The 15,135-nt window shown below is 73.1% G+C and carries 8 protein-coding genes; 6 read left to right on the plus strand and 2 right to left on the minus strand.

Annotation, left to right across the window (positions count from 1 at the left end):
- Positions 1 to 57: 57 nt before the first annotated feature.
- The 3 genes from Saso_RS27870 (at position 58) to Saso_RS27880 (ending at position 6,598) form a co-directional block, all read left to right on the plus strand.
- Positions 58 to 2,025: a tachylectin-related carbohydrate-binding protein gene (locus tag Saso_RS27870; RefSeq protein ID WP_189924224.1), complete on the plus strand. Its 1,968-nt coding sequence runs from the start codon at positions 58 to 60 to the stop codon at positions 2,023 to 2,025.
- Positions 2,026 to 2,241: 216 nt separating this feature from the next.
- Positions 2,242 to 5,610, plus strand: a complete 3,369-nt coding sequence (locus tag Saso_RS27875; RefSeq protein WP_189924222.1) for a sialidase family protein — start codon at positions 2,242 to 2,244, stop codon at positions 5,608 to 5,610.
- Positions 5,611 to 5,728: 118 nt separating this feature from the next.
- Positions 5,729 to 6,598, plus strand: coding sequence for an SCO6745 family protein (locus Saso_RS27880; protein ID WP_189924220.1), 870 nt, complete (start codon positions 5,729 to 5,731; stop codon positions 6,596 to 6,598).
- Positions 6,599 to 6,675: 77 nt separating this feature from the next.
- Here Saso_RS27880 and Saso_RS27885 read toward each other — a convergent pair whose 3' ends face one another.
- Complete coding sequence (locus Saso_RS27885; protein ID WP_189924606.1) at positions 6,676 to 8,556, minus strand: ABC transporter ATP-binding protein; 1,881 nt, start codon at positions 8,554 to 8,556, stop codon at positions 6,676 to 6,678.
- A 216-nt stretch (positions 8,557 to 8,772) separates the two neighbouring features.
- Between Saso_RS27885 and Saso_RS27890 the strand changes: the two genes are divergently transcribed.
- Both Saso_RS27890 and Saso_RS27895 read left to right on the plus strand, forming a co-directional pair.
- Positions 8,773 to 9,744, plus strand: a complete 972-nt coding sequence (locus Saso_RS27890) for a lysylphosphatidylglycerol synthase transmembrane domain-containing protein (protein ID WP_372442503.1) — start codon at positions 8,773 to 8,775, stop codon at positions 9,742 to 9,744.
- Between the two features lie 233 nt (positions 9,745 to 9,977).
- Complete coding sequence (locus Saso_RS27895) at positions 9,978 to 11,075, plus strand: mechanosensitive ion channel family protein (RefSeq protein ID WP_189924218.1); 1,098 nt, start codon at positions 9,978 to 9,980, stop codon at positions 11,073 to 11,075.
- A gap of 15 nt (positions 11,076 to 11,090) precedes the next feature.
- On the opposite strand, the gene Saso_RS27900 is transcribed toward Saso_RS27895, so the two are convergent.
- Positions 11,091 to 12,632 carry a M1 family metallopeptidase gene (locus Saso_RS27900; RefSeq protein ID WP_189924214.1) on the minus strand — a complete coding sequence of 514 codons (1,542 nt, stop codon included), beginning with the start codon at positions 12,630 to 12,632 and terminating at the stop codon, positions 11,091 to 11,093.
- A 208-nt stretch (positions 12,633 to 12,840) separates the two neighbouring features.
- Between Saso_RS27900 and Saso_RS27905 the strand changes: the two genes are divergently transcribed.
- Positions 12,841 to 15,060, plus strand: coding sequence for an NADP-dependent isocitrate dehydrogenase (locus Saso_RS27905; protein WP_189924212.1), 2,220 nt, complete (start codon positions 12,841 to 12,843; stop codon positions 15,058 to 15,060).
- Positions 15,061 to 15,135 lie beyond the last annotated feature (75 nt).

Below are 15,135 nucleotides of genomic sequence, written 5' to 3' on the forward strand. Positions count from 1 at the left end.
CTCTGTTCATCCGGCGGAAAGGGCAGCGTTAACCGACCGACGCTTAACGTCCATGTCATGAAACGGATTTCACCTCGTGCACTGATCTCCGCCACCGCTCTGGCCGCGGCCCTGGCGACCGCGCTCCCGCTCACCGGCGCGCTGCCCGCCGCCCCCGCCGCGGCCGCCGTGTCGCTGACCTGCGGTGCCAACGGAGCCGCGTACACCCTGGATTCCGCCGGCAAACTCCTCAGAGCCGACATGCCGGACCCCGCGGCCGGCAACGCGCTGCCGGCCGGCAGCACCATCGACACCACCTGGACCGGCTACGGCCACATGCTCGCCGGACCCGGGGCGACCTTCTACGGCATCAAGTCGGACGGGCTGTACTACAGCCACCGGGTCAGCTCCAGCAGCACCTGGGACGTCCACCACCGGAAGATCAGCACCAGCTTCGCCCAGTTCAGGGCCGCCGACCGGCTCGACGACATCACCATCGACCGCGGCGGCTACCTGTGGACGCTGTCGGGCGCCACCAACGACCTGCGCTGGTACCGCTACGACGCGGCGGCCGACGAGTTCGTCGAGGGCAGCGGCAAGATCGTCGACAAGGGCTGGAACTACGACGCCGTCTACGCGGGCGACCGGGGCGTGATCTACGGCCGCGACGCGACCGACGGCAAGCTGTACCGCTCGCGCTACGACTACACCAGCCAGCGCTGGATCGAACGGCATGTGCTGGAGTCCGCCGCCGACTGGAGCGACACCAAGTTCATGCCCTCGTACGGCGGTGACACGCTGCTGCGCGTCAAGGGCAACGGCGCGGTCGCCTACTACCGCTTCGACGAGGACATCCGCGACTGGCCCGTCTACAACAAGCAGGTCGAGTCGTCCGGCTGGGCCGGCTACGTCTCGGTCTCCGCGGCGCCCGACATATGCAAGCTCAACGTGAACCACACGCCCGCGGCCACACCGGTGCCGCTGGAGTCGTACACGGCCAACTCCGTCATGCAGGCCTCCGACGGCAAGCTGGAACTCGCGTACACCGACAACATCGGCCGCCTCGTCCACGGCCGCACCGACCCGGCCGACATCAACGGCGCCCAGTGGACGGTCGTGTCCGGCCAGGAGGCCTTCACCGGACGGCCCTCGCTCTCCGCGCACAGCGACGGCCGCGTCGTCGTCACCGCCCACAACACCTCCGGCAGCGTCTGGCAGCGCAACCAGAGCGCCGTGGGCAGCGCCGACTGGGGCAACTGGATCGACCTGGCCGGCGCCGCGCAGCAGCACGCCGTCACCGGCAAGACCTCCGGCGGGCTCATGACCCAGTTCGCCGTCGACGCGAGCGGCAAGCCCTGGTACCGCATCCAGCAGCGCGCCAACGTCGACTTCATGGGCTGGATGCCGCTCGCCGGCACCGGCTTCACCGGTCCCCTCACCGCCGTCACCGTGCGCGACGGCGTCCAGCTGTTCGGCCGGAAGGCCGACGGCACCCTGTCCACCGCCCTGTTCAAGGAGGACGGCACCCTGTCGGCGTGGGCCGCGGCCGGCACCCAGGCCGTCACCGGCACGCCGTCGGTCATCGTCTACCCGGGCTACCGCATCCGCGTCTTCGCGACGGACCCGAGCGGCAACGTGGTGACCACCGCCCAGTCCACCGAGGGCGGCGCCTACGGAGCCTGGCAGACCGTCGCCGGGCTCACCGCGCAGGGCTCCCCCAGCACCGCGATCTCCCCGCTGACCGGGCTCACCGAGGTCGTCGTGCGCGGCAGCGACGGCTACGTCCACAACACCGGCGAGACCACCCAGGGCAGCGGCGCCTGGCGCGCCTGGCAGCAGGTGAGCTTCGAGACGTCGGCCACCGAGCCGACCGCCTTCACCTACACCAACCCCACCGGTCCGACCTGGGCCTACACCTTCCGCACCGCCGACAACCAGACGCGCATCTACCAGGTCCAGCAGACCTCCTCGCTCAGCGCGATGCGCGCCGGGGCCGACGCGCCCCGCTTCCGGGGCAGCGAGCTGCCCGCGCCGCCGGCCGGGTAGCGCACACCGTCGAGGAGGCGCCCGCGGCCCGCGGATCGGTACACCGGCGGGCCGCGGGCCGGTACGCCACGCCTCCGTCCGCCGCCGCCCGCTCCGCTCGCGCTCCTTCCGCCGGCCCGCGCCGTCCACCTCGGCCGGGCCGGCGCGCAGGCGGGCCGCGGGGCGGCGGTCCGCCCGAGGCCAGATCCCCGCCGCACCAGAAAGGTCCGCACCGCCGTGTCCCGGTCACGCATGCGCGCTCTCGGCGCCCTCCTCGTCACACTGCCCCTGCTGCTCCTCGCGGTCGCACAGCCCGCCGCCGCCGGCGGCACCCAGCCCTCGGCCGACGGCCTCATCGGAACCGAACAGGTCCTGCTGCGCTCCGGCACCGCCGGCTACGGCTGTTTCCGCATACCGACCGTCGTGCGGACCAAGGCGGGCACGCTGCTCGCCTTCGCGGAGGCCCGCCGCTCGCCCTCGTGCGCCGACCGGGGCGCGATCGACATCGTCGTCCGCCGCTCCACCAACGGCGGCCGCACCTGGGGCCCCGTCCGCGTGGTGCTCGCCGGCAGCGACACCGACGCGGAGACGCCCTACACCCGCGGCAACCCCTCCCCCGTCGCCGATCTGCGCACCGGTGACGTCCATCTGCTCTCCACCTCGGAACCGGCCGAGCCGGGCGGCAAGCGGCTGGCCCGGATCCAGCACAGCACGGACGACGGACTGACCTTCGGCGCACCGAAACCCCTCCCGCGGCTGTCGGACCCGCAGGACGGCTGGTTCGGCACCGGCCCCTCGCACGGCATCCAGCTCGAGCGCGGCGACAGACCGGGCCGGCTGGTGGTGGGCGCCTACGAATCCCCGCCGCGGCCCGGTCAGGACCCGCAGCTCGTCGGCGTCCTCTACAGCGACGACGGCGACACGTGGTTCCCGAGCACCACGGCCGACTCCGCCGGTCCGGGGATGTCGCCGGGCGAGCCCTCGGTGGCCGAACTCGACAACGGGCACGTCTACATCAACGCCCGCAACAACAACGGGACCTCGTCCGGGCACCGTACGCACGCCGTCAGCACCGACGCGGGCGCCACCGTGCCCGCGCAGCAGGTCGTCCCCTCACTGACCACACCCGAGGTCCAGGCCTCGGTCCTGGCCCTGGAACGGACGTACCGCTCCACGCCCGGCGACACGCTCGTGCTCTCGGCGCCCGCGCACGCGACGGACCGCCAGGACATGCGGATCCGCTACTCCACGGACCGCGGCACCACCTGGCACGCCGCCGCCCAGGTCAGCGCCGCGCGGGCGGGCTACTCGGACCTGGTCGAGCTGACCGACGGCGAGATCGGCCTGGTCTACGAGGGCGGCGAGGGCTTCTCGGCGGCCAACGTCTACTTCAACCGGTTCACCCCGGCCCAGGCGGGTGTCCCGGGCACCTTCACCGGCGCGGTGCACCCGCAGGCCTCCCGGGCCGCCGGACGCACCACCCCCGACGTCACGCCCGACGCCGGCGACGCCTACCTGGCGGGGAGCGCGTCGCTCGGGACCGGCCGCTGGGGCCAGGGGCTGGCCCTGGACGCCGCCGGTGAGTACGCCGACGTGCCGTACACCCCGGGAACCGACCCGGGCGACGGGGACTTCACCTGCTCGCTGTTCTTCAGGTACCGGGCGCAGGCCGGCGACACCCAGCAGCGGGTGCTGATGTGGGGCTACGGGTCCGGCTCGGCGAAGCCGCAGGTGTGGATGCGCGCCCAGCCCGGCCAGGACCGGCTGTACGCGTGGGTGCAGGGCGCCGGCGGCACCGCCTCCGTGCCGCTGCCCGATCCCGGCCCGTCCACCGCGTTCGGCGACGACGCCTGGCACCACCTGACGCTGGTGCGCAGCGGCGGACGGATCACCCTCTCCGTGGACGGCGCGTTCTCGGCGCAGGCCACGGGAGTGGCCGGGCCGGTCACCGCGGACCGGGCCGACGGTGTCGACGGGATCCGGCTCGGGGCCAGGCCGGACGCCGCGGCCGGCGAGCCCTTCGGCGGCGTCCTGGACGAGTTCCGCCTGTACCGCCAGGCGCTGACGGACACCGAGCTGGCCGGGTTGCGCACGGCGAACGCGGCTCCCTCCGCGGACGGTTCGCTCGGTGTGCGGCTGCCGTTCCAGGTCGTCGACACGGCCGACGTGCCCGCGCTGACCTCGGTGGCGATCGAGGACGACGTCTCGGGGCACTGCGCCGACGGCACCCTGCTCGGCGGGGTTCCCGGTGAGGTGGCGGGCCGGGTCGGCAAGGGCGCGATATCCGTCTCGGCGTCCCGGCCGGGCGTCGAGGTCCCCCATCTGCCGGCCCTCGACGTCGGGTCGGGCGACTTCACCTACACCCTGTGGTTCCGGCACACGCTGACCGGGACCGACCCGAACGCCGCGCTGCTGTGGGCCTACGGATCGGTCTCCGGTGAACCCTCGCTGTGGGTGCGGGCCCAGCCCGCCCAGCGACGGCTGCTCGCGTGGGCCGAGACGCCCGCGGGCGCGGTGCAGGTGGCGCTCGCGGACACCGGCGCGTCGGCCGCCTTCGGCGACGGCGCCTGGCACCTGCTGGCCGTCACCCGCAGCGGGGGCACGCTGCGGCTGAGCGTCGACGCGACCCGGACCGCCGAGGCGACGGGGCTGTCCGGCGCGCTCACGTCCGCCGCGACGCCGCAGGGTCTGAGGGTCGGCTCCAAGCCGGGCACCCTCGATGTGTTCACCGGCTCCCTGGACGAGGTCCGGCTCCACAAGCGGGCCCTGACGACGGACGAGCTCACGAGGGTCGCGCAGTCGGCCGTCGGTTCCACCGGCGGCTACCCGGCCGACAGGCCCGCCGTGGCGTGGTCGATGGAGAACGGCCACACCGAGGCCCACCAGGTGGTCCGGCCGGCGCCGGGCCCGGCCACCCCGGACTCGTCGGCGCACTGCAACCACGCCTTCGTGCGGGGCGGCGCCCGTCCGGTGGCCGGGGGCGGCAGGTTCGGCGCGGGACTCGCGCTGGACGGCACGGACGACTCCGTCGAGCTGCCGTACGGCGCGGACGAGGTCCTCGGCTCCCGTGACTTCACCGTGGCGACCTGGCTGCGCTACACGGCCGACGGGAGCAGCGGCGACCAGGTGCTCTTCTGGGCGTACGGCGTCGGCGGCAGCGAACGGCAGCTGTGGCTGCGGGCCCAGCCGGGCCAGGACCGGCTCGCCGCCGTGCTCCAGACCGACGCGGCCGCCACGACGGTGTACCTGGGCGACGGCGGCGCGTCCCACGCCTTCGGCGACGGCGCCTGGCACCACGTGGTCCTCCAGCGCTCGGGCGGGAAGCTGAGCCTGTCCGTGGACGGCGGCCCGCCGGGCGAGGCCGCGGCCCCGGCCGGGTCGGTGACCTACGACGACGGCTTCGCCGTGCTGGGCCTCCATCTGGGGGCGCGGCCGGACGGCCAGGACCGGCTCAAGGGCTCCCTGGACGAGTTCCGTCTGGTGCGGCGCGCGCTGACGGCGCAGGAGCTGACCGCCCTGCGCACGTCCGACGCGGACACCGGGACGGCCACCACGGTCCGGCTCCCGTTCGAGACGCTGTCGCCCCAGCCCTACGCCCGGATGTGACCCGGGGCCGGGCCGCGGGAGTCCGCCGGGACCCGGACGGCCGCCGACGTGCGGGGCGCACACGTCGGCGGCCGTACGGGACTGTCCAAGTTACCGACCGGTCGGTATCGTGCCCGTCATGACCACCGTAGCTCTGGGCCCGCGGGCCGGCCGTCACTGTCACAGCACCCTCAACTCGCTGCACGCCACGCACTACTTCTCCCCCGACCTGGGCCGCGAACTGGAGGCGCTCGGCGTCACCCACCCGCGGGCCGTCAACTTCGCCGTGCGGGCCGCGGCCCTCGGACCCGTCGGCGCGGGCGCGGTGACGGCAACGTTCTACAACTACCGGCACTCCCTCGTCGCCCGGCACGTGCCCGCCGTGTGGGAATCCGCCACGCCCGCCCAGGTCCTGGCCGCCCGCACGCGTGCCGTCGACACCACGCTGCGCCGTCAGCTGGGCGCCGACGCGGTGACCTCCGCGGAGATGGCGGAGGCGGCCGGCCTCGCCCTGCGCGCCGCCGAGGCCTGCTCGCGCGCCGCCCGCCCCCTGTACGCGGCCCACGCCGACCTGCCGGTCCCCGAGGAGCCGCACCTTGCCTACTGGCACGCGGCCACGCTGCTGCGCGAGCACCGGGGCGACGGGCATCTCGCGGTGCTGATGGCCGCGGGACTCGACGGTCTGGAGGCGCTGGTGACGCACACGGCGACCGGCAAGGGCATGGCGCCCAAGTGGGTGTTCGCGACCCGCGGCTGGAGCCAGGAGGACTGGGACGCGGCGAGCGGCCGGCTGCGCGAGCGCGGCCTGCTCGACGAGAGCGGGGAGCTGACCGAGCGGGGCGTGGGGCTGCGCCAGGAGATCGAGCACGAGACGGACCGGCTGGACGAGGCCCCGTACCGCCATCTCGGCGCGGACGGGGTGGCGCGTCTGACCGAGCTCGGTTCGGCCTTCGTCCGCACCGCCCTCGCCGCCGGCGCCTTCCCGCGGGACCTGCTCGCCAAGCGCTGACCTGCCCCGGCGTGCGCGCCGGGCCGCGGCGCCGTCCGCGGTACGCGCACGTCATCCGGCGCAGGTCCACGGGGGGTTCACCCGACGGACGCCCCGCTCATCCCCGGCTCGTCGAACTGGGTGCGGTGCAGTTCCGCGTACCGGCCGCCGGCCGCGAGGAGTTCGTCGTGGGTGCCGCGCTCCACGATCCGGCCGGACTCGACGACGAGGATCAGGTCGGCGGCGCGCACGGTCGTCAGCCGGTGGGCGATGACCACCGCGGTGCGCCCGGCGAGGGCCTCGGCGAGGGCCTCCTGCACGGCCGCCTCGGAGGTGTTGTCGAGGTGGGCGGTGGCCTCGTCGAGGATGACGACCCGCTGACGGGCCAGCAGCAGCCGGGCGATGGTCATGCGCTGGCGTTCGCCGCCGGACAGCCGGTAGCCGCGTTCGCCGACCACGGTGTCCAGGCCGTCGGGCAGGGACCTGACGAGATCGTCCAGGCGGGAGCGGCGCAGCGCGTCCCAGAGCTCGTCCTCGCCGGCCTGCGGCCGGGCCAGCAGCAGGTTCGCGCGGACGCTGTCGTGGAAGAGGTGGCCGTCCTGGGTGACCATGCCGAGGGTGGCCCGCAGGGAGCCCGCGCTCAGGTCACGGACGTCGATCCCGCCGATCCGGACGGCGCCCTCGTCGACGTCGTACAGGCGCGGCAGGAGCTGGGCGACGGTCGACTTGCCCGCGCCGGAGGAGCCGACGAGGGCGACGGTCTGTCCGGGTTCGGCGCGGAAGGAGACGCCGTGCAGGACCTCGGCGCCGCCGCGGGTGTCGAGGGAGGCGACCTCCTCCAGCGAGGCCAGGGAGACCTTGTCGGCGGACGGATAGCCGAAGCGGACGTCGTCGAACTCGACCGACACCGGGCCCGGGGGCACCTCGCGCGCGTCGGGTTTCTCCGTGATGAGCGGCTCCAGGTCGAGCACCTCGAAGACCCGCTCGAAGCTGACCAGGGCGCTCATCACCTCCACGCGGGCCCCGGCGAGGGAGGTGAGCGGGGCGTAGAGGCGGGTCAGGAGCAGGGCGAGCGCGACGACGGCGCCCGGCTCCAGGGTGCCGTTCAGGGCGAGGCGGCCGCCGAGCCCGTAGACCAGGGCGAGCGCCAGGGCGGAGACGAGGGTCAGGGCCGTGATGAAGAGCGACTGGGCGGTGGCGGTGCGCACTCCGATGTCGCGGACGCGGGCGGCCCGGGCCGCGAACTGGGCTGACTCCTCCTCGGGCCGGCCGAAGAGCTTGACCAGCGTGGCGCCGGGCGCCGAGAAGCGCTCGGTCATCCGGGTGCCCATCGCCGCGTTGAGCGCGGCCGCCTCGCGCTGCATGCCGGCCATCCTGCTGCCCATGCGCCGGGCCGGGATAACGAACACCGGCAGCAGGGCGAGCGCGAGCAGGGTGACCTGCCAGGACAGGGTGAGCATCACGGCGAGGGTCAGGACCAGGGTGACCAGGTTGGAGACCACGCCGGAGAGGGTGTTGCTGAAGGCCCGCTGGGCGCCGATCACGTCGTTGTTGAGTCGGGAGACGAGCGCACCCGTACGGGTACGTGTGAAGAACGCGACCGGCATCCGCTGCACATGATCGAACACAGCCGTGCGCAGATCGAGGATGAGCCCCTCCCCGAGCGTCGCCGAGAGCCTCCTGCCCAGGATGCCGAGCGCCGCCTCCACCACCGCGATCATCGCGATGAGCAGCGACAGCCGGACGACCGCGTCGGCGTCGCCGTGCGACACGATCGCGTCGACGACCCGGCCGGCCAGGACGGGGGTGGCGACGGCCAGCAGCGCGGTCAGCACCCCCAGCAGGACGAACTGTGCGATCCGGCGGCGGTGGGGGCGCGCGAACGCGCCGATGCGCCGCAGGGTGGCGCGGTCGAAGGGCCGGCGTTCCCGGCGGGCGTTCATGACGCTGTACAACTGCGTCCAGGCGGTGCTCTCCATGCTCATGGGGAAGACCGTAGGACCTCAAGCAATGTTGAGGTCAACCTTCTCCCCACAAGCTCTGTCCGCGTCTGCCCGGTGACGGCCTCCTCGGTGACGAAGGCCCGCGCCGGAAGCCGGACCAGGGACCAGACGAAGGACCCGATGACCGTACGCAATGTTCCGTCCCCGTCCCCGCAACCCGCAGTTGGCGCCGGGCGGAGAACCTCTCCGAGTGTGACAGCGGTTCCCGTTCCCCTGCCCCCCGGCGGTCCGGCCCGGCGCGTGCCGGTGCGCCGGATCCTGTGTCTGCTTCCGCTCCTGCTCGTCACCGTGGTCGCCGTGCAGCACCGCTCGGTTCTCGTCGAGGGCTTCGCGCAGTTGCGGGGCGCGCACTGGCCCTGGCTGCTGGCCGCGGTCGGGACGACCTGTCTCACCTGGGTCGCGGCGGCCGTCACCCGGCAGGGCGCCGTGGTCGAGCGGCTGCCCGGACGGCGGCTGCTGGCCGCGCAGTTCGCCGCGGGCGCGGCCAACCACCTGCTGCCGACCGGCCTGGGCGCGAGCGCGGTGAACCTACGGTTCATGACCGTGTGCGGGGTGCCGCTGGCCCGTTCCTCCGCCGCCCTCGCGCTGTACCTCCTGGCCGAGGGAGTGGCCCGGGTGGGCCTGCTGAGCGTGCTGCTGCTCGCCTTCCCCGACGCGCTGCGGCTCGGCTCCCTGCTGCCGAAGGACGCGCTCGGCCCGCTCCTCGCCGGGCTCGGGGCGCTCGCGCTCCTGCTGGCGGGCGCGCTCGCCCTCGTGCGGCGACTGCGCTCGGCGGTCCTGTCCTTCCTGCGCACCGCGCTCGGCGAGGCGCGCTCGGTGCACGCGCGTCCGGCCCGCGCGCTCGCCCTGTGGGGCGGCTCGCTGGCGTTCCCGGTGCTCCAGGCGGCGGGCCTGGCCGCGGTGGGCCTGGCGCTGGGGCTGCCGGTGCCGGTGGCGCACATGGCGGTCGCCTATCTGGCGGCGACGGTGGCGGTCGCGCTGGTGCCGACGCCGGGCGGGATCGGCTCGGTGGAGGCGGCGCTGGTCGTGGCCCTGGTGGCGGCGGGCGGCCCGGTGGCGGTGGCCACGGCCGTGGTCCTCGGCTACCGGATCATCACGGTGTGGCTGCCGCTGGTGCCGGGTGCGCTGACGCTCGGCGCCCTGGTCCGGATGAAGGTCATCTGAGCCGGCGGCGGCCGCGGCCGGGGCCTCGCCCGGGCCGCGGGATCCGGTGCGCCGGGGCCGCGGCCTCGGTTACGAACTGCCGTACCGGATACGGCAGGATGGACGGTCGCGCCCCCGCTGCGGGCGGGGCGACCGCACATCCCGGAACGAACAGGTGACATCGTGACGAGACTTCACATCCGGCGGCCGTCGGCGGCTCCGAGTGCCGCGGACCGACTTACCGGAGGTGACCGGTGAACCGCGCCCTGACCCTGGACGACTCGGCCGTCGCCGGAATCGCCCTCGCTACCGGTCTGCTGGCCGCCTTCCTGTCGCGCACGCTGCTGCGCTGGCTGGCCAAGCACGCCAAGCGCACCAGGTGGAGCGGTGACGACGTCGTCGTGGACGCGCTGCGCACGGTGGTGCCGTGGGCGATGATCGCCGGGGGCGCGGCGGCCGCGGCCGCGGTGCTGCCGCTGACGAAGGCCGTGCAGCACAGCGTCAACCAGTGCCTGACGGTGCTGCTGATCTTCGTGGTGACCGTGTCGGCGGCGCGGGTCGTCGCCGGGCTCGTGCAGTCGGTGACGACCTCCCGCTCCGGAGTCGCCGGGTCGGCCACGATCTTCGTGAACATCACCCGGATCCTGGTCCTCGCGATCGGCTTCCTGGTGGTGCTTCAGACGCTGGGCATCTCCATAGCCCCGCTGCTGACCGCCCTCGGCGTCGGCGGTCTGGCCGTCGCGCTGGCCCTCCAGGACACCCTCGCGAACCTCTTCGCGGGCATCCACATCCTCGCCTCCAAGACCGTCCAGCCCGGTGATTACATCAAGCTGAGCAGCGGCGAGGAGGGCTATGTCGAGGACATCAACTGGCGTCAGACGACCGTGCGCGCGCTCTCCAACAACCTCGTCGTCATCCCCAACGGGCAGCTCGCCAAGACGAACATGACCAACTACATGCGTCCCGAGCAGCAGTTGACGATCCTGGTGCAGGTGGGCGTGGCCTACGACAGCGACCTGGAGCATGTGGAGCGGGTGACCTCGGAGGTCATCGCGGAGGTCATGAAGGGCGTCGACGGCGCCCTCCCGGACCACGAACCCGCCATCCGCTTCCACACCTTCGGCGACTCCCGGATCGGCTTCACGGTGATCCTGGGCGTCGGCGAGTTCAGCGACCAGTACCGGATCAAGCACGAGTTCATCAAGCGCCTGCACCGCCGCTACCGCGAGGAGGGCATCCGGATCCCGGCGCCCGCCCGCACGGTGGCGCTTCAGTCCGGCACCGTCGTCATCCCGCAGCAGCGGACCGTGGACACGGTCGTGCAGGGCGAGATGCCCGCCCTGCACGACTGACGGCGCCCGTCGGGGTCAGAGCGTGGCCGAGTTCTCGTGCCACCGCGCAGCGCCCGCCGCGCGGCGCGGGGCGGTGAGGGCCGGCGGCACCGGGGTGACCGTCCAGTCCGGATGGCCGGGCATCCTCGGTGTCGTCGTGCCGTACAGCCAGTCCCGCAGGAAGCCGGAGACGTCCTGCCCGCCGACCTGCGTGGCGACGGCTATGTAGTCCTCCGTCGACGCCGAGGAGTTGCGGTGGCGGGCGAGGAAGGCCCGCTCGACCGCGTGGAAGGCGTCCTCGCCGATCAGCTGGCGCAGTGCGTACAGGACGAGGACGCCGCCCAGGTAGCGCTGGCTGTCGAAGAGGTCGGCCGCGTTCGGCGCGGCGACCGGGCCGGAGCTGCGGCGCCACTGGTCGCCGCGGGCGTAGGTGTCCTTCATCCGGGCCTCGAGCGTGGTCAGGCCCAGGGAGTCGGCCCAGCCCCGCTCGTAGCGGTACAGCAGCCCGTAGAAGTCGGCGTGGCCCTCGTTGAGCCACAGGTCGGCCCAGGTGGCGGGGCTGACGCTGTTGCCGAAGTAGGAGTGCACCAGCTCGTGCATCATGTGCGAGCCGATCTTCGGCTCCGGCTGGAGCAGGAAGTTCGGCTTGTAGAGCGTGAGGGTCTGGGTCTCCAGGCCGGTGAAGTCGAAGGCGGCCGGGTCGTCGGAGTTGCAGGGCAGCAGCCCGTACGTCTCGAAGGGGTAGGCGCCGAGCCGCGCCTCCAGCCACTCGACCAGGCCCGGGGTGAGCGCGAGGGCGGGCTCCAGGGCCTCGGCCCGCGCGACCGGGACGACGTCGCGCAGCGGCAGTCCGTGCGGGCCGACGCGCTCCTTGACGACGTAGTCGCCGACCGTGATCTGCACCAGCTCGGTGGCGATCGGCGACCGCGAGCAGTAGGTGTAGGCGGTGCGGTCGCCGGAGAGGTTCTCGGTGCGCACCAGCGAGCCGTTGGCGACGGCGCGCAGCGTGGCGGGGACCGTGAGGCGGAAGGTGAAGTCCGCCTTGTCCGACGGGTGGTCGTTGCACGGGAAGACCGTGTGCGCCGAGTCGGGCTGCGGGCAGATCGCGAAGCCGTCCGGTGTGGGCACCCACGCGGTGTGCGCGAGCTTGCGGCGCGGGTCGGCCGAGTAGGTCACGCACACGGTGACCCGGGCCCCGGCCGGCAGGGCGCGGGCGGGCGTGATCCGCAGCTTCTCGTCGACCTGCTCGAAGGCCGCGGCCCGGCCGCCGACGCGGACCGTGCGGACGTCGAGGCCGAGGGAGTCGAGCGACAGCCGGGTGAGGGCCCGGGTGGTGCGCAGTTCCAGGGTCGCCGTGCCGTCGACGAGCGTGGTGGTGGGGTCGTAGGAGAGGTCGAGGTGGTAGGAGCCGACGCGGTAGCCGTCGTTGCCGAGGGCCGGGAAGACGGGGTCGCCGAGGGTCTCGGGAGCCGGTGCGCCGTCGGGTCCGGGGGCCGCGTACGCCGTGGTTCCCCCGCCCAGGACTGCTGCCGTGCCGATCAGTGCGGCCGGGGCCGTCACTCTGCTGCGATATCTCATGGTCCGCTTTCGCTCGGGCGGCCGGGTGGTCGGTCCGGCCGTCGGATCAGGTCGAGGATCTACCTGAGGGACTACGAGAACCGCCGGTTCGGTTGCCGTCCGAAAAAACATGTACATGCAGAGACGGGAGGAGACCCCTGTCGAGCCGGTGGCGGTCACGAGATATCTTGATGTCGAGCAATGTTGCAGACGTGGAGCGGAGCACCCGGTGACTGACTCGACCATCATCTATACGCACACTGACGAGGCCCCGGCCCTGGCGACGTATTCCTTCCTGCCGGTGGTCCAGGCGTACGCCTCGCAGGCGGGTGTCGCGGTCCGGACGCGGGACATCTCGCTGGCCGGACGCATCATCGCCGTGTTCCCGGAGTACCTCACCGAGGAGCAGCGGATCCCGGACGCGCTGACCGAGCTCGGCGAGCTGGCCAAGACGCCCGAGGCCAACATCATCAAGCTGCCGAACATCTCGGCGTCGATCCCGCAGCTCAAGGCGGCCGTCGCCGAGCTCCAGGGCCAGGGCTACGCGCTGCCGGCCTACCCGGACGACCCGAAGACCGACGAGGAGCGGGACATCCAGGCCCGCTACGACAAGGTCAAGGGCTCCGCCGTGAACCCGGTCCTGCGCGAGGGCAACTCCGACCGCCGCGCCCCCGCATCGGTCAAGAACTACGCGAAGACCCACCCGCACCGCATGGGCGCCTGGTCCGCGGATTCGAAGACCGCCGTCGCCACCATGGGCGTGGACGACTTCCGCTCCACCGAGAAGTCGGTCGTGATCTCCGAGGCCGGCAGCCTGCGCATCGAGCTGGTCGGCGACGACGGCACCACCAAGGTGCTGCGCGAGTCGGTACCGGTCCTCGCGGGCGAGGTCGTCGACGCCTCCGTGCTGCACGTCGCCCCGCTGCGCGAGTTCCTCACCGCCCAGATCGCCAAGGCCAAGGCCGAGGGCGTGCTCTTCTCGGTGCACCTCAAGGCCACGATGATGAAGGTCTCCGACCCGATCATCTTCGGTCACGTGGTGCGCGCCTTCTTCCCGAAGACCTTCGCCCGGTACGGCCAGGCGCTCGCCGCGGCCGGCCTGACCCCGAACGACGGCCTGGGCGGTATCTACAAGGGCCTGGAGTCCCTGCCGGAGGGCGCCGAGATCAAGGCCTCCTTCGACGCCGAGCTCGCCGAGGGCCCGGCCCTGGCGATGGTCGACTCCGACAAGGGCATCACCAACCTGCACGTGCCCTCCGACGTCATCGTCGACGCCTCCATGCCGGCCATGATCCGCACCTCCGGTCACATGTGGGGCCCCGACGGCGAGGAGGCCGACACCCTCGCGGTGCTGCCGGACTCCTCCTACGCCGGCGTCTACCAGGCCGTGATCGAGGACTGCCGCGCCCACGGCGCCTACGACCCGTCGACCATGGGCTCCGTCCCGAACGTCGGCCTCATGGCGCAGAAGGCCGAGGAGTACGGCTCCCACGACAAGACCTTCGAGATCCCGGTCACCGGCACGGTCCGCCTCGTCGACCAGGCCGGCGACGTGGTGATCGAGCAGACGGTCTCCGCCGGCGACATCTTCCGCGCCTGCCAGACCAAGGACGCGCCGATCAAGGACTGGGTGAAGCTGGCCGTCACCCGCGCCCGCGCCACCGGCGACCCGGCCGTCTTCTGGCTGGACGAGACCCGCGCGCACGACGCCAACCTGATCGCCAAGGTCGAGGCGTACCTGTCGGAGCACGACACCGAGGGCCTCGACATCCGTGTCCTCGCCCCGGTCGAGGCCACCAAGCTGTCGGTGGAGCGCATCCGCCGCGGCGAGAACACCATCTCGGTGACCGGCAACGTGCTGCGTGACTACCTCACCGACCTCTTCCCCATCCTGGAGCTGGGCACCAGCGCCAAGATGCTGTCGGTCGTCCCGCTGATGGCGGGCGGCGGCCTGTTCGAGACCGGCGCCGGCGGTTCCGCGCCCAAGCACGTCCAGCAGCTGGTCAAGGAGAACTACCTGCGCTGGGACTCGCTGGGCGAGTTCTTCGCGCTCGTGCCCTCCCTGGAGCAGTACGCCGACTTCACCGGCAACACCCGCGCCAAGGTGCTCGCCGACACGCTCGACCGCGCCACGGCGACCTTCCTCAACGAGGACAAGTCCCCGACCCGTCGCGTCGGCGGCATCGACAACCGCGGCAGCCACTTCTACCTCTCCCTGTACTGGGCGCAGGAGCTGGCCGCGCAGACCGACGACGCGGACCTGGCCAAGGCCTTCGCCCCGCTCGCCGAGACGCTCGCCGCCGCCGAGCAGACCATCGTCGAGGAGCTGATCGCCGTCCAGGGCCGCCCGGCCGACATCGGCGGCTACTACCAGCCCGACCCGGCGAAGGCGGCGCAGTACATGCGTCCGTCGGCCACCTGGAACGAGGCCCTGGCCTCCCTGAGCTGACGCCGCTCCGTCCGTCCGCCTGCGCCCCGCCCGGGTACCCCGGCGCGGGGCGCAGGTGCGTCCGGCGCCGCGCGG

The organism is Streptomyces asoensis, assembly GCF_016860545.1.
GTDB classification, from domain to species: Bacteria; Actinomycetota; Actinomycetes; order Streptomycetales; family Streptomycetaceae; genus Streptomyces; species Streptomyces asoensis.